The organism is Enterococcus sp. DA9 (genome assembly GCF_008000875.1).
Taxonomy (GTDB): Bacteria; Bacillota; Bacilli; order Lactobacillales; family Enterococcaceae; genus Enterococcus_B; species Enterococcus_B lactis.
In genome coordinates, this window is the sequence record NZ_CP042839.1 from 618533 (window position 1) to 635264 (window position 16732).

Below are 16732 nucleotides of genomic sequence, written 5' to 3' on the forward strand. Positions count from 1 at the left end.
TTTATCGTTTTACATTATATAAGTTTTTCTTCAAAAATTCGAGCATTTTATGAAAAAATAAGAAAATAGTTCGGTATTTATTAAAATAAAAAGAAGCCTATAAAAAATTTTTCGTTTTTATCAGGCTTCTTTTCTTTATAATTTAGTTATTTTTTCTTCTGAAGGCAACCAATATTCGTTTGATGATATTGACAATCAGGAACAAAGCAATAAAGACTAATGTGATTGTTGCTCCTGGAGGTGTATCTAGATAAAATGAGCTAGTTAGTCCTGACAGCATTCCTAGAAATCCGACACAAACACTGATAGCAATCACGACATTGAAGCTTTTGCCTAATCGCATACCGATTGCTGCGGGAAGAACCATGATTGCGGATATCAAAAGTGCACCGGCAATTGGGATCATCACAGCAATAGCCACACCAGTAATCACATTGAACATCATCGACATCAAATGAACGGGTAGCCCATCCACGTGGGCAGTATCTTCATCAAAAGTCAGAACATACATCGGCCGTTTGAATAAAAAGAACAATATACCGATGGCAACGAATAAGATTCCTAAAAAGATGACTTGCTCCCATGTAATGGTAACGATCGAACCAAACAGATAAGATTGGATACTTGTTGCTGAATTCCCTCCGCTCAAATTCATCAATACTAATGCTAGCGCCAAACCACCAGCCATTAAAATGGCAATGGAGATTTCTGAATAGGTTCGGTAGATCGTTCGCAGATACTCTAATATCACAGCTGCTAATACAACGACTAGCATGGTCGTAAGTGTAGGATTAAGGTTCAAAAAGAATCCTAACGCTACCCCTGCTAAAGAGACATGAGAAAGTGTATCAGCCATCAGCGATTGTCTTCTGATCACTAAAAACACACCTAGCATCGGGGCGATCCCCGCTATGAAGATAGCCGCAAGAAAAGCTCTTCTCATGAATTCATATGAAAGCAACGCCATTGAGAATCCTCCTTTCTCACCAGTCGGATCTGTCTGTCCGCATACTGTTTGATATCTTCATGATCATGAGTGATCATTAGAACTGATTTCCCATGGACATGCGCACTATGTCGGAGAAGACGATAAAATTCATTTCTGGATTCTTCATCCATTCCTGTTGTTGGTTCATCAAGAACAAATAAGTCAGGGTCAGTAGCAAAAATACGCGCTAAACTGATTCGCTGCTTTTGTCCGCCAGACAATTCACCTATTCGCCGATTTCGCATATCCCACATCCCTACAGCTTCTAAAGCACGCTGTACATGTTGATGATCTTTTTCAGAGAGACGCTTGAACCAGCGGCCTCTTGGATATCTTCCTGAACGGACTAATTCGATCACCGTACTAGGAAAACCTGCATTGAAAGATGCAACTTGTTGAGGAATATAGCCGATACTTAATTTTTTTCCTTCTTGATTTTTCTCAGCAATCTTTATCATTCCTTTTGAAGGTTTCAGTAATCCTAACGATGCTTTCACCAAGGTTGACTTGGCTGCTCCATTTTCTCCAGTTAAAATGACAAATTCACCCGCATCTACATGATAAGAGACATCTTCTAGTACAGGTTCATCATCATAGTAAAAGGTCAAATCAGATATTTCGATATAACGCACCTTACAACCTCCATTCTAAAACTTAATTGATACTTTCTTTTAAAGCTTTCAGATTTTTTTCCATGACAGAAATATAATTTTCGCCTGCTTTGATTTGTTCATTAGTCAAGCTTTCTAAAGGATTCAACACTTCTAGCTTCACTCCTGTTTCATTCGACAATGTCTCAGCTACCTTCGAAGAGGCATTTTCTTCAAAATAAATCACTTTGATGTTGTTTTTCTTCACAAATTCTTTTAGTTCAGCTAAGCGGCTTGGTGTGGGTTCCTGATCCGGTGAAACGCCCGAAATCGCTACTTGTTTTAAGTCGTATTGATTCGCTAAATAAGCAAAAGCAGCATGCTGAGTGACAAATGTGCGGTTTGTTGCATCTTTTAGCCCATCGGAGTATTTTTGATCCAGTGCTTCAAGCTTTTTGATATAAGCATCGGCATTCTTCGTAAAAGTTTCCTTTTTATCTGGATATTTTTCGCCTAATTCTTCAGCAATCGTTCTGACTTCTTTTATAGCTAATACCGGATCGAGCCAAACATGTGGATCGTATTCATGTGAATGACCATGCCCTTCTTCTGATTCTTCATGTTCGTCTGCTTCTTGCGATTCTAAACGGTCGATTCCTTTAGCTGCTTCGATCATCAAGGTCTGTTTGCTATCCACTGAATCCTTTAATGAATCCACGAAAAATTCCATGTCTGAACTATTATACACGAAAACATCTGCATCGGAAATTTCTGCTCTTTCTTTTGCACTTGGTTCGAAATCATGCGGCTCCGTTCCAGCAGGGATCAAAAGTTTCACGTTTCCTTCATCCCCTACGATTTCTTTTGTAAAATCATACATCGGATAAAAAGTCGTAACGATCGTCAAATCCTCTTTTTTGTCTGCTTCCTTGTTCATATTTCCACATGCTGCAAACAGTAAAGCACCTATCATTACCGTAGCTGTCAAAAGATATTTTTTCATTTATATGCTCCTTTCAATGAACAAATCGGAATTTTACGATTTATTAACGAGAACTAATGTATCAAAATAAAAAAACACAGTCAATAGAAATCCATCAATTTCTGATTTAAACATGTATATTCTTGATTAAATCGTAAAATGGATGAGTTGCTGCTCATATCTAGTCATTTCACTACAATAAAAAACTGAAGAATACCACTTTAGGATTCCTCAGTTTTTCATCACCTATTTTACTTTTTATGTTTTATTGCAGGGTTCGTACTAAATAAACTTCCTCACAAAAACCTTTTAACCCATTATATACTCTCTGCGCTCTTGAATAATGTTGACACAAGGCAAAAACGGTTGGTCCACTTCCACTCATTAATGCAGCATCTGCTCCGTACTTGATCATACGCTCTTTGATTTGATGGATGACTGGATGCCGCTTTCCCGTTATATCTTCTAAACTATTTCCCATTTTTTTGATCATCTGCTGATAATCTTGCTCTCGGATGGCTTCAACAAGTCCGTGGATGTCTTGATGTTGGATGGCTTGCGTATCTACTTCTCTAAACACTGTACGTGTAGAGACACTCATTCTTGGTTTGACCAACACAACCCAGCACTGTGGCATAGAAGGTAATACTTGGATTTCTTCCCCTTTGCCACCGACAAATGCCGTACTTCCGTAGACACAATAAGGAACATCTGTACCGACTTCCAAACCGATTTCTGCCAGTTCTTCTAACGAACAGCCCAAATTCCATAATTGGTTGATCCCTCTTAGAGCAGCTGCACAGTCTGTACTTCCTCCGCCTAATCCAGCTGCTACTGGAATATTCTTCTTAACAAAGATCTTGACACCGGTTTTGATATTGTATTTATTTTTTAACAATAAAGCAGCTTGATAAACATTGTTCCGTTCATCTACCGGTAAAAATGCTTTATTTGTTTCTACAATGATTTTGTCTTCTGTTATTTCTTCAAAAAATAGATGATCTGCCAAGTCTACGCTCGACATCACCATTTCCAACTCATGATACCCATCTTGCCGTCTATATAATACATCCAGTCCTAAATTTATCTTGGCTGGCGCTTTTTCAATCAATTCCATCCTCTCACCCATTCGAAAAGTCTAAGTCGCAAGTATTCTATCATAGGGAAAAATAAAAGTATAGCTTATGTCTGCCTAGTGGTTGATTTTGTCATCGTTTCAACAGCTTTCATAGAATTTTCTCTTCATAATCCAAATAAACTCTAGTGATTCTTATAATTCTGTGAGCACTTCTTCTGCCAAACTCGGCACATTTCCTTTTTCTTTCCCTATCAGACTGAGCAGCTGCATGGTAGCAAATCCGAAATTACTTCCTTTCCGATATGCAAAGTAGCGACCTTCCCAATGATCGACATATTTTAATTTCTTTTCATAAGCAGACTGGAAGGAATAGAAAAAATTACCATAATTATATACGATATGCATGACTTTTTCTTGAAAGAAAGAAAAATCTGTTTCTCCAACATTTGCTAAAGGGGCTAATCCTAGATTTGCTTCCAGATAGCCCATTTTCTCGTATACAATGAACAAATTAGCTAATAGATAATCCGCTAATTCTTCAGGCTCTTCAGGCAAGATTCGCAGTAAATCATACCCCGCTTGCTCCTTCGTCATCGGTTGAGCGGTGATGAAGCCCACGACTTTTTGCTCTTTACGGACAATACCGACGCCACTAGACAATACATAGGATTCATCGAATCGTCCCACAGAAAAGTATTTTTCTCGTGCACCGTGAAGCCATTTTTGTGAAACTTCATTTACAGCTTGATGTAATTCTTCTGGTAGTTGGTCATACCAAGTGAAATGGTATCCTTCTTTCATCAAACGTTGATATTCAAGTTGCTGACTCAGCCGAGACAAGTCTTCTGTCGCTAGATCAACAATTCCTGCTTCACCTACTTTCGTGAAATGAAAGCCCAATTCGTGAAGCATCACTACGTAGCTTTCTGATATCTTATAAAAAGCAAGCTGATAACCTAAACAATCTGCTCGTTTCATGAACTGATTCGTTGCTGCCTGCATCATTTTGGGATTACCAATTGGATCTCCTAAAACAAAGCATTTATTCCCTTTGATTTGATAGCCAAAAACGACTTGGTCATGGTCGTCTTTTTGGTAATAAAAATAACTGTATCCTGGCAAGCGAAGCTGATGGCTTGTAGCTGTGCCTCCATATGTTTCCAATAAACGGTCAAAACGTTCTTTTTCGTACTCACTGCCAAGCGTCGTAGTATCTTCTGCTAAGTATTGATAAAGCGCCACTAAAGCTAGCAATGAGATGCCCAAACCAATGAGCCCTGAGAACCACACATCATCTGAAGGAAACAAAATAAAATGGTTACCTGTTATCCGTCCAACTAAAAAGCGTCCACTATGATAACCTGCAATTGCGTAAACAATAAACAAGAAACCGAACAAGCTAGCATCAAATAGTATAGCTCCCCAAGAATAAACGAATTTTGTTCGATAAAATTCTTTTCTAGATAACCACACAGCTAATAGAATCAAGACATATACCAATAACAATTGCCAAGATAGTGTACGTGTGATTGTATTTAAAATACCAAAAGCTAGTAAAGCAATCGTAGGCAGAAATGCCTTTTTGACTTTTACTGAAAGCGCTCGAGCAAGACCGAGCAATAAAAAGCCCACTAATAGGTTCAATGTCTGGTCTAAAAAGTTGAACGAGAACGGCAATAACACCTGAAACAGCCGACTAATTGCAGACAGATTAGTGATCGTTGACAGGAGTACCATCATGATTCCTGCAAAATATACAGCACTTACGAGCACGATATGCGCAACCTTTTGGAAAAATAATCGCGGTATATTATCTAAAAATCGATTGATTTTGACTCCTGTATGTGTGATGAACAATAGAAGTCCCGTCAAAAAAGGCAGGACATAATAAAACAACCGATAATATAACAACCAAACTACTGCTACGTCTTGCCGAACAGACAATTGACTCATTCCTAAAATCATCAAAACATCAAAAGTCCCCATTCCACCTGGGACCATTGTCAACATTCCTATCAGCGTCGCAATCATGAACATAGGATAGATCGAAAACATGGAAATATCTATTCTCATCAACTTGCCGATGATCAAAAATACCGCAAGGGCTCCCGTCCATTGTCCAAAGGATGCCAGTAGCAGACCAAGCAAGCCTTTTGGATAAAACTCGAAGAACAATGACTTTCTCTTTAGATAAGCAAAAAAGAAAATGACTGGTGCTAAAAAACTACCGCCGAAAAGCCAGATCCAATAGCTCCGAAAAATACTTTCTGACTGAATAAAAAAGACATCAATAAATGTAAGAAACGACCATACAGACAAACCAGTCAGCATAAATAGCGCGACTTTTGAAACAGTCACTAACACCATTTTCCTATTTGTCTGCTTTCCATAAAAACTAGCCCGAAGACTGGCTCCTACCACACCACCAAAACCGGCGAGATTGTTGATCGTGTTTGTTACCCACGCAGCAAGAAGGAACTCTTTTCTTTCCATTTTTGGTTTTCCTTGTTTTTCTAAGACTCTGATCGTCACCCAATCATACAACAACATCGGAGTGACACCCAGCAGTCCAGCCAGAATCATGAGCAGAATCGTCATGTGGCTTTGTTGTCCCATCCTTTGCCAAATATCTTGCCAACTCATGCCATTAGCAATATTTGCGACTTGATTTGCCACAAAGACTAACACGGAGCCGAAAAAAATCAATTTTAAAATCAGACTATGTTCCTTTATCCATTGCAGCATCAAGTATCGTTTATTTTTCACATTTTCCCATTCCTAACTTGTATACTTTTGTGTTATACCCCAATGTTATCTTATTTATTTTAATTTTTCCACTTTAGACCTGTTCTTTGCTTGCGATCATAGAAAAAGAAAGATATCCTAATGCTAAAGGAGAGGATAACATGAAAGTAGGATTTATCGGTACAGGGAATATGGCACAAGCTATTATTGATGGTTTATTGAAAACAGGAACAGTCTCGAAAGAAGAAGTGTTCGTTTCCAGTGGTCATTTTGAAAATGCACAAACATTCGCTGCTGAAACTGGCGTCCATGCGTGCAAAAGCAACCAAGAAGTTGCATCAAAATCAGATATCGTTCTTTTAGCCGTGAAACCAAAAATCATTGAAAAAGTATTGAAAGAACTAAAAGAATACAGCCAGAAGGTCTTATTCATTTCTATTGCTTCAGGAAAATCATTAACAGATTTAGAAACAGCGATTGAAGATCCTCAGGCCTCCATCGTACGTGTGATGCCGAATGTCAATGTCAGCGTAGGAGCAGGCGTTTCTGCGATTTGCAAAAATGAAGCTGCCACGAAGGAACAGCTTCAACAAGCCACGATAATTTTTGAAGCAATTGGTAGCGTCTATCCTTTAGCAGAAGCAGATTTCAGTACATTCATCGGCCTTGCTGGCAGCTCGCCCGCATTCATTTATATGCTGATCGATGCGATGGGACGGACTGGTGTATTAAATGGTTTGTCCAAACAGACGGCCACTGAAATTGCTGCAAAAGCAATCATGGGTTCTTGTCAAAAATTCCTTTCAAGTGATAAAAATCCATGGGAACTTGTAGACCAAGTTTCTTCTCCTGGTGGTACGACCGTTGCCGGTGTAGTTGCCCTAGAAGAAGCAGGATTCATCCCAGCAATCATCAAAGGAATCAATACGACGATCGAGAAAGATCTTGAGATGTTGAATAAAAAATAATAATAGCAATGTTTTTTCGTACCTTACAAAAAAAGAAGAGCTGCGGCTTTTGCCGCGACTCTTCTTTTGTGTTTACTCTTATTTAGCATAATCAGTTGCGCGAGTTTCCCGAATAACGATTACTTTGATATGTCCAGGATAATCCAGCTCTTCTTCGATTCGTTTACGGATATCGCGTACTAAACGAACAGCGTCCAGATCCGAGATTTCTTCTGGTTTGACCATTACCCGAACTTCGCGTCCAGCTTGAACTGCGTAACTTGATTCTACACCGGCGAAGCTGTTCGAAATATTTTCCAGACTTCTTAAACGACGAATGTAGTTTTCCAATGATTCACTTCGCGCACCAGGTCTTGCTGCTGAAAGCGCGTCTGCTGCAGCTACAAGGACAGAGATAACAGAAGTCGCTTCCACATCTCCATGATGAGAAGCGATCGCGTTGATTACTACTGGGTTTTCTTTGTACTTGGCAGCTAATTCCGCACCGATCTCAACGTGAGATCCTTCAATCTCATGGTCAAGTGCTTTCCCAATATCATGGAGCAACCCGGCACGTTTTGCTAATTGGATATCTTCGCCAAGTTCTGCTGCTAAGATACCAGCTAATTTTGCAACTTCGACCGAATGCTTCAAGACGTTTTGTCCGTAACTAGTTCTGAATCTCAGACGTCCGATGATCTTGATTAGATCTGGATGAAGTGTATGGGCACCGACTTCAAATGCTGCTTCTTCCCCGTATTCACGAATACGTTCATCCATTTCTTTACGAGATTTCTCGACCATTTCTTCGATTCGTGCTGGATGGATTCGTCCATCTTGTATCAGTTTTTCCAAGGTCATTCGTGCGATTTCTCTTCGGATTGGATCAAATCCGGAAAGAACAACTGCTTCAGGTGTGTCATCGATGATCAAATCGATACCAGTCAGCGTCTCAAGCGTTCGAATATTACGACCTTCTCGTCCAATGATACGACCTTTCATTTCATCATTCGGAAGGGTAACGACTGAAACAGTCGTTTCTGAAACTTGATCTGCTGCGCAGCGTTGAATCGCTAATGATAATAAGTTTTTCGCTTTGCGATCTGCTTCTTCTTTGGCACGCTGTTCAGATTCTTTTACCATTAGAGTTAACTCATGATTCAGCTCTTCTTCAGTCGATTTCATGATGACATCTCGTGCGTCCTCTTTTGATAAACCAGCAATTTTTTCTAGTTCTTTTTGTTGATCTTCAATCATTTTTTCAACGTCTTTTTCTCGCTCTTCAATTAATTGCTGTTTTGAACTAAGTGCTTCTTCTTTACTTTCAAGTGAGTTCTCGCGTTTTTCTAACGAGTCATCTTTACGATTCAGCGTTTGTTCGCGTTGAATCAAACGATTCTCTTGAGATTTTAATTCTAACTTACTTTCTCTCAGCTCACTTTCAACTTCAGAACGGTATTTCTGATTTTCTTCCTTAGCTTCTAACAATGCTTCTTTTTTTAGAGTTTCTGCTTCTTTCTTTGCACTATCGATGATCCCAGCAGCTGATGATTGTGCACCAGCTATTTCTTTCTCGTGACGTGACTTTGCGACCATAAACCCTAAACCAAGACCGACAATTAAACCGATGATAGCGAGGAGAATGTTGAATACCATAAAATCCACCTCCATACTATCTTTTTCATTTTTATCATCTATACAGCTTCTATGATAAATTATTCTAAACTTGTCAATATGCATCTTCGCATATATGTGTACAAAAAACATGCACAACTTTATTCTAATGTTTGTACCCCGTAGTGTCAACTTTAAATAAACAAAGAAACGGCTTTCCGTTCATTCATTAAACGGTTGTTTTTAGAATAAATGACACTAGTTTCATATAAGTAAACCTTTAAGTTGAGAAACTTTTTCACTAAATTACTTTTTGTAGTCGAATAGATATTTTTTATTTTATGTAGCTACTCGTATGATTAAATAACTCAAGATTTCTTTGTTCTTTATTCAATAAAAAAACGGCAGATCAAGGAGAGTATCTACTCTTCAGACCAGCCGTTTTTGTTTATCATGATTTTTATTCTTCTAAAGGCAATTCTTCTTGTCCTTTTGTATCTTCTGGGACAGCCACTTCTTCACCAATGCCATAAGCTGCTCTAACTAGAGCAGAAACTTCTGCCATCATTTCAGGATGATTAGCCATATAGATTTTAGCATTTTCCCGTCCTTGACCAATCCGATCTTCTTTATAAGAATACCAAGCACCGCTTTTATCAACGATGTCTTTTTCTACTGCCATATCTAGAAGTTCTCCTTCTTGTGAGATCCCTAAACCATACATGACATCTACTTCAGCGATTTTGAAAGGAGGTGCTACTTTGTTTTTTACGACTTTGATCTTTGTACGGTTACCAACAATATCTGTACCTTGTTTCAATTGTTCTGCACGACGTACTTCTAAACGGATCGTTGCGTAGAATTTCAATGCGCGTCCTCCAGGAGTGATTTCTGGATTCCCAAACATTACGCCTACTTTTTCACGGATTTGGTTGATGAAAATAGCGATTGTTTTTGTTTTGTTGATCGAACCAGAGAGTTTACGCAATGCTTGAGACATCAAACGTGCTTGTAACCCGACATGTGAGTCACCCATTTCGCCGTCGATTTCTGCTCGTGGAACTAAAGCGGCAACTGAATCGACTACTACGATGTCTACAGCTCCACTTGATACTAAAGCATCAGCGATCTCCAGACCTTGTTCTCCTGTATCAGGCTGTGAAAGAAGTAGTTCATCGATATTCACACCTAATTTTTGTGCATATTGCGGATCTAACGCATGCTCAGCATCAATGAAAGCGGCCGTTCCGCCATTTTTTTGTACTTCTGCAATAGCGTGTAGCGCCACTGTTGTTTTACCTGAACTTTCAGGTCCGTATACTTCGATAATACGTCCACGGGGATAACCGCCGACACCTAAAGCGACATCTAACGCAAGAGAGCCACTTGGAATTGTAGAGATTTGTTGGTCGATTTTTTCGCCCAATTTCATAATAGAGCCTTTACCATAGCTCTTTTCAATTTTTTTCAGTGCAGCATCTAAGGCTGCTTTACGATCATCTGCCAATACGATAATCCTCCTTATATTTACAAATCAGAGCAACATTTCATTATCCTTATCATATCGTTTTTAGTAATAAAAAGCAAGAAAAAACCGAACAAATATTCGCATTTATCATTTTCTTAAAAGCTGTTTTCTCAAAAGATCAAATCCTTGCATAACCGTATTATATCTGATAGCCGCACGGTCTCTGGCAAAATGATATTTTTCTGAAACCACGCCATCTTTAGATGAAATAGCGATCCATACTGTTCCTGCAGGGTGACCTTCTAATGTGTCCGGTCCAGCCACTCCGGTGAAAGCTACACTGTAATCTGTTCTTGCTATCTCACGTGCTTGAATGGCCATCTGCTCCACACATTCTTTGCTGACTGTTCCATATTCTGCTAATAGCTCCGGATCAATCTCCAGAAAACCAGCTTTTGTTTGGAGCGAGTAGGTAACAAAGCCGCCTGGAAATACTTCAGATACACCAGCAATATCGCCCAATGCGGCTTGGAAGGCACCGGCTGTCAAGCTTTCCGCCGCTGTTACAGTCTGCTTGTTTTCTTTCAGCAGTTCCACTACGACTTTTGCTAACGAATTATCATCGCCATATCCATAAAAATATTCTCCTACTCGTTCTTGAATCTTTTCTTCCAATGCTAAAAGAGCTTGATTTCCTGCCTGAACATCCTTTGTTTTTACTGTTAGACGCAATGTCACTTCATTTGGTTTGGCATAAGGAGCGATCGTTGGATTAATCTGTGTCTCGATTAGATCTTTTAGTTCAGTGACCAGTCGCGATTCACCAATCCCATAAAAGCGCAAAACTTTAGAAATCAGTTTTTCTTCAGAAGGAAAACGTTCCTCTAGTAAAGGACGTACTTGTTCCACAAACATTGGTTTCAACTCATTAGGCGGACCGGGAAGAAGGATATATGCATGTGTATCTGTTTGATAAAAAGTCCCTAAAGCAAGCCCTGTACGATTTGGTAGAGGAACCCCACCTTCGATGATTTGAGACTGTTGCAGATTGTTTTTGGTCATTTTTCGATGGGTTGTTTCAAAATATGCCAATAATTTTTTGTATCCTTCCGTATTTTGTATGAGAGACTTACCGAGGTGAGCCGCAGTTGCTTCTTTTGTCAGATCATCTTCTGTCGGCCCTAATCCGCCACATAAGAGTATGAGTTCACTTCTTGTTTCAGATAGAGCAATCAACTCTTCTAAACGCTGCTGATTATCTCCTACGACGGTCTGATAATAAACTTCGATACCTAGATCAGCTAGCTGTTCTGACAAGAAAGTGGCATTCGTATTCACGACTTGTCCTAGTAAAAGTTCTGTTCCGACAGCTATTATTTCTGCTTTCATTACTTCCCGCTCCCTTATATAGTATACGCTGTACTTATATATTTTTTTATTTAAAAAGAGGGCAAGGCTGATCCATGGACCAGCCTCTCCCCAGTTCTTTTTTCATTATATGATCAAATTATTTTCACTTTATCAAGAACCGACGAATCTGACCATCCACAAAACAAGACCTACATTGATCCTTTGAACACGCCGCTATTTTTGATGAAGTAATCCGCACCTGAATAGATAGTAAAAATCAGACAAGCATAGAGCATGATTTGGTCTACTGGAATACTAATCAGATTGAATGGGATATTATTGATAAACAGCAAGATAATAGCAACCATTTGTGTAGCCGTCTTGACTTTTCCCGGCCAAGCAGCAGCCATGACTTCTCCATGTTCGACAAGTAGTAAACGTAAGCCTGTGACGGCTAATTCGCGGCAGACAATAATCGCGACTACCCAACCTGGGGCCTTTCCTTGGTCAACCAACATGATAAAAGCGGTCATAACTAGCATTTTATCTGCCAGTGGGTCCGCAAATTTGCCAAAGTTAGTGACAAGACCTCGTGCACGGGCAATTTTTCCGTCTAACCAGTCTGTGATGCTGGCTAATGCAAAAATAACTGCGCCTACTAGCTGCGTGACAGCCAGTGTGGTGTCCCCTACGTTAAGTTGTCCCCAATCTAACGGTAATCCTACAACCAAAATGAAAATCGGGATCATACAAATTCTAAGTACAGTTAATTTATTTGGTAAATTCACATTATCGACTCCTTTCTTCCCTATTCTACGTGACTATCCGCGAAGTTTCCACCGATATTATTTACTTTTCCAAACGAATTTATTCAACGGAGTATTTTTATTGAAACTGATCTTTTGAAAATAATGAAGAAGGACCGCGACACAGATTTGTCACGATCCTTCTTTTTTATGCCACAAGTAAATAGATGAATAAACTCATTTGTACGATCACTCTGCGTATTGGAGAGTCAGGTTCACATTTTTAGGACTCTGATTGTTTTCCCCTGGATTAACTGGTACGGATTCTCCATTCGCTTTGATCGTCGCATTGCTTGCTGCACCGATCGTAATGGTCGCATTGGCCGCTGTTTCCGGTAACACGGTACTTTGTGTTTCATTTGCTGCCAGTGTTCCTTGATAAACATAAGCATTGTCTACTAGTACACCGATCCACACACGATTAACAGCGGTAAACTCAAGAGTGACAGGCTTGGTAGCATCTGTAATATTTACTGCGATGGCACTGCCGGAATCCTCTCCTGCAGCTATTGCCATTTTCTTTTCTTCACTTGATTCTGTTGTTGACTCTACTGTAGAAGACTCTTGGGTCTGCGTGCTTTGCTCTGAGGAAGAGGACTCCTCAACTGATCCTTCTACTTTGAGCGAAGAAGCTGTATCGCCGATTATTGGATCAGCTTGACGATCTTGCCAAGTCATATAGCCTACGACAACGACGATTGCCAAAGCGACCAATCCTAATAAAATGACAGGAAGACTTGTCCAAAAACGACTTGGATGCGATTCTTCTTGATGTATTGCTTTTCTGGAAGTACTTACTGTTTCAGGCTGCGGACGTTCAGGGACCGATCCTGTCAATTTGCTTTTTCCATCAAAAACATCGACTAAATGGTCTCCATCTTCTCCTACAGCTTCAGCGTATTGCCTAATAAACGCCCGTACGTAAAACTTACCAGGCAATTGATCAAAATCATCATTGTCGATTGCTTCCAAATAACGTTTTTGAATTTTTGTAATCTGCTGTAATTCATCTAAAGATATCTTTTTATTCAGGCGTGCTTGCCGTAATTTTTCTCCGATGGTTTCAAAAGCCACTCGTTCATCTTCTCCAGTCTGTTTGATTCTCCGAAGCATCTGCTGTTGCAACGAAAGACGTTATGTTTGGGGCTGTGACAAAAGTCATGTCACAGCTCCTTTTTCCGTATAAACGGCGTTCCAGAAGTAGCTTCTTCGGCAATAAGCCGAAATTTCACAAAAATTTGAGAAGCAATTTTCGTCAATTCCTTCTTATTTCTTGAAGCTGACCACTTCTGTCACAGCCTCTTTGATTACTTCGTTTAATTTTATTTTAATATAAGTTGATTAAAAGAGAGCATGATTTGTTTTATTTTCTCATTAATATTTCCAACACATCTAAGAATACCATAAAAGCTGGTTTTGGAGGAGGTTCTTGCTACAAGTCTAAAACGAAATTTAAGACTTTTCTCCATAAAACACTGGTTTATTTTGGTCTCATATAAAACTCACTGAAGGCCTCTTCACTTATAAATGCTTCTCCAGCTGCCAGTACGTCTTTCATTTGGATCGAATCGATGATTTCAGGAAGATCAAATAATGTTCGATCACCAAATAAACTTTGCGTAAATTGATTAGCAATATATTCGATTGAATTCAATGATTGGAAATACTGTCCAAGCATTTTCTTCTTCAGCAAATCGAGATTCATTTCTGACACTTCAGGATCATCAGCGAATCCAAGAATGATTTCTTTGATTTTTTCTGCTGCTTTCTCTGGTTCATCCGTATCTCCGCTGAAGTCCGCAAAGTGAAATTCACGATCCAAGCTGAATTCAAAACCAAAGCTGTCATCGATAATTCCTTGATTGTACATAGCTAAATAGTTTCGAGAAGTATTACCTAAAATCATTTGGAACAACAGATTGATAGCTGTTTTATAACGTAGTAGTTCTGTTCCTTCTTGCGGCAATGTGTCTAATCCTTTAATACCAAGTACAAATTTATTTCGTGTAATGGCTGCTTCCAATGCACTTTGTTTGATGATTTCTTTTGTGTTTTCTGGGAAATAACGTACAATTTCTTGCTTTGGCGGGAAATTTTTTTCTTCTTGGTTTTCCCGAATAAGTTTCATCAATTTCTCAGGCTCCATCTTACCAACTACAAATAAAACCATATTGCTTGGCTGATAAAACGTCCGATAGCACGTATACAAATCTTGAGCTGTGATTTTGTCGATACTTTCAACCGTGCCCGCAATATCGATATGCAACGGGTGTGTAGGATACAAGTTATTTAGGATACCAAAAAACATCCGCCAGTTAGGGTCGTCTTCATACATTTGGATTTCCTGGCCAATGATTCCTTTCTCCTTGTTTACAGTTTCTTCTGTAAAGTAAGGTGCTTGTACAAAGTCGATCAGGGTCGTCAGATTCTTTTCTACCTGATCAGTCGTAGAGAACAGGTAACTAGTTTTCGTGAAACTCGTGAAAGCATTAGCGGAAGCACCTTGCTGTCCAAATAATTGAAAGACATCACCGTCTTCTTTTTCAAACAGCTTGTGTTCTAAGAAATGAGCGATGCCATCTGGGACTTTCACTTTTTCTTTTTCACCATAAGGAATAAATTCGTTATCGATCGAACCATAATTCGTACTGAACAAACCATATGTCTTGTGATAGTCGTTTTTAGGTAACAAATACACGGTCAAACCGTTTGGCAGTACTTCATGATAAAGCGTTTCATTGATTTGCTCATATTCTGTTTTATTCATTTGCATTTCCTCCTGCTAAAAAGAAGATTGCTTGCAATTCGATTTGCTCAGCTACTTGTTGTATCTCTTTGATCGTTACACTCTCCATACGTTTCAACCATTCTTCATCAGATAATTTTGTTTCCGGCAGCCAGCTGTCCAAAAAAGAAGCTTCGATTGCCGCTTGCGGAGAGTCTAGAGAAAGCAGGTATTGGTTTCTTAGCATCGCTTTTGTCTGAGCTAGTTCCAAATCTGTTATTTCACCGTTTCGCAAACTTTCTAATTGCTCGTGAATCAGGCGAAGTACTTGATTTCGGTTTTTTTCGTCGATACCAGTCTGGACACTCATGAACCCTCGGAATGTATCCACGCTGCTAGAGGCATAATAAGCTAGACTTTCTTTCTCTCTCACATTCATGAACAGTTTGGAGTGAGGAAACCCGCCAAATAAACCGTTGAAGACCATTAGCGCAAAACGTTCTGGCTCATCATAATACACATTTGTCTGATAAGCTAGATTCAGCTTTGCTTGAACGATTGGCTCACGGACTTGTCGTTCCTTGACGATATTCACTTGAGGCTGAGTATAAAACAATTCTGGATGAGCTGTTTCACGCGGCTCAAATGGTAATTGCCCAACAGCTTCGGCTGCTTTGTCCGGATCAACATCACCGACAACAAAAATGTCAATTTGATCGTTCGCCATCATTTCTTGATAGTAAGCCGCTAGTGAGCGAGCAGTGATCTTGTCTAGTTCTTCCACTACGCCTAAACTTGGGATTTTTTGTTCCGGGCTGTTTTCAAAATAAAGTTCTTGCAGTGCATAGGAAGCAAAAGTTTGTTTATCTTCCTTCAAACTTTCCAAATAGAGACGCAGATTGTTCTTTTCCAAGTCAAACGTCAACTGATCAAACTGTTGATTTTTGATATTTGGATAAAATAAAACCTCTTTTAAAAAATCCACCGCTTGAGAGAAAAGGTTAGGATCATTGACATATTCGCCGTTCACAAAGCTGATTCCTGCGTTTAGCCAATGCAAGTTCCCTTTTTTTCTTACTGATAGTCCGAAGCTTGCACCATAAAGCTCAGCAAGTTTCGCACTTAACTTTGTCTGATCCGGATAATTCAAACTATTTGTTTCCAACATACTGCTGAGTAGTGAACGTTTTGTAATGACTTCTTGTTGCAGACGTGCCGTAAAACGGATAAAAATCCGAATCGTTTTGTATTGTTTTGTTGGTAAGACATGAAGATTCACGCCTTCTGCCAATTGATACACCATATTTATATGCTCCTTTTCATAGATGATTGCCCCTTACTCTTTTAGTAGGACAATCGGCCTTTTTTACTTATGCATCTGCTTGAAATATATATAAGTTCAGACAATTCGCCGATTTTTCTAAATGATGTTACACTTT

At 39.3% G+C, this 16732-nt stretch carries 13 protein-coding genes; 1 reads left to right on the forward strand and 12 read right to left on the reverse strand.

Annotation, left to right across the window (positions count from 1 at the left end; genetic code table 11):
• Positions 1 to 142 precede the first annotated feature (142 nt).
• The 5 genes from FTX43_RS03830 to mprF all read right to left on the reverse strand — a co-directional run bounded on the left by FTX43_RS03830 (position 143) and on the right by mprF (position 6404).
• Positions 143 to 967, reverse strand: coding sequence for a metal ABC transporter permease (locus FTX43_RS03830; RefSeq protein WP_002287344.1), 825 nt, complete (start codon positions 965 to 967; stop codon positions 143 to 145).
• The gene (locus FTX43_RS03835; protein WP_002287343.1) at positions 940 to 1620 is read right to left on the reverse strand and encodes a metal ABC transporter ATP-binding protein; all 681 of its coding nucleotides are present in this window, start codon (positions 1618 to 1620) and stop codon (positions 940 to 942) included. Before FTX43_RS03835 ends, FTX43_RS03830 begins: the two co-directional genes overlap by 28 nt.
• A 22-nt stretch (positions 1621 to 1642) precedes the next feature.
• Complete coding sequence (locus FTX43_RS03840; protein ID WP_002345655.1) at positions 1643 to 2581, reverse strand: metal ABC transporter substrate-binding protein; 939 nt, start codon at positions 2579 to 2581, stop codon at positions 1643 to 1645.
• Positions 2582 to 2825: 244 nt separating this feature from the next.
• Entirely contained in the window at positions 2826 to 3677 is an 852-nt protein-coding gene (gene ispE / locus FTX43_RS03845; RefSeq protein WP_002307715.1) for a 4-(cytidine 5'-diphospho)-2-C-methyl-D-erythritol kinase, read from the reverse strand.
• 153 nt (positions 3678 to 3830) lie between these two features.
• Complete coding sequence (gene mprF, locus FTX43_RS03850) at positions 3831 to 6404, reverse strand: bifunctional lysylphosphatidylglycerol flippase/synthetase MprF (protein WP_147606754.1); 2574 nt, start codon at positions 6402 to 6404, stop codon at positions 3831 to 3833.
• Positions 6405 to 6544: 140 nt separating this feature from the next.
• Here mprF and proC point away from each other — a divergent pair, with 140 nt between their 5' ends.
• Positions 6545 to 7351, forward strand: a complete 807-nt coding sequence (gene proC, locus FTX43_RS03855) for a pyrroline-5-carboxylate reductase (RefSeq protein ID WP_147606755.1) — start codon at positions 6545 to 6547, stop codon at positions 7349 to 7351.
• 78 nt (positions 7352 to 7429) lie between these two features.
• Here proC and rny read toward each other — a convergent pair whose 3' ends face one another.
• The 7 genes from rny to yfmF all read right to left on the reverse strand — a co-directional run bounded on the left by rny (position 7430) and on the right by yfmF (position 16596).
• Positions 7430 to 8986, reverse strand: a complete 1557-nt coding sequence (gene rny, locus FTX43_RS03860) for a ribonuclease Y (protein ID WP_002287336.1) — start codon at positions 8984 to 8986, stop codon at positions 7430 to 7432.
• Positions 8987 to 9404: 418 nt separating this feature from the next.
• Entirely contained in the window at positions 9405 to 10451 is a 1047-nt protein-coding gene (recA, locus tag FTX43_RS03865; protein WP_002310440.1) for a recombinase RecA, read from the reverse strand.
• Between the two features lie 108 nt (positions 10452 to 10559).
• Positions 10560 to 11801: a competence/damage-inducible protein A gene (locus tag FTX43_RS03870; protein WP_147606756.1), complete on the reverse strand. Its 1242-nt coding sequence runs from the start codon at positions 11799 to 11801 to the stop codon at positions 10560 to 10562.
• Positions 11802 to 11971: 170 nt separating this feature from the next.
• On the reverse strand, positions 11972 to 12550 hold the full coding sequence (gene pgsA / locus FTX43_RS03875; RefSeq protein WP_002310442.1) for a CDP-diacylglycerol--glycerol-3-phosphate 3-phosphatidyltransferase: 579 nt from the start codon (positions 12548 to 12550) through the stop codon (positions 11972 to 11974).
• 207 nt (positions 12551 to 12757) lie between these two features.
• A complete protein-coding gene (locus FTX43_RS03880) occupies positions 12758 to 13681 on the reverse strand; it encodes a RodZ domain-containing protein (protein WP_002310444.1) in 924 nt (307 codons plus the stop codon).
• Positions 13682 to 14048: 367 nt separating this feature from the next.
• Positions 14049 to 15335, reverse strand: coding sequence for an EF-P 5-aminopentanol modification-associated protein YfmH (gene yfmH, locus FTX43_RS03885; protein WP_123830620.1), 1287 nt, complete (start codon positions 15333 to 15335; stop codon positions 14049 to 14051).
• Positions 15328 to 16596, reverse strand: coding sequence for an EF-P 5-aminopentanol modification-associated protein YfmF (yfmF, locus tag FTX43_RS03890; protein WP_002310447.1), 1269 nt, complete (start codon positions 16594 to 16596; stop codon positions 15328 to 15330). The genes yfmH and yfmF overlap by 8 nt, the downstream gene beginning before the upstream one ends.
• Between the last annotated feature and the right edge of the window lie 136 nt (positions 16597 to 16732).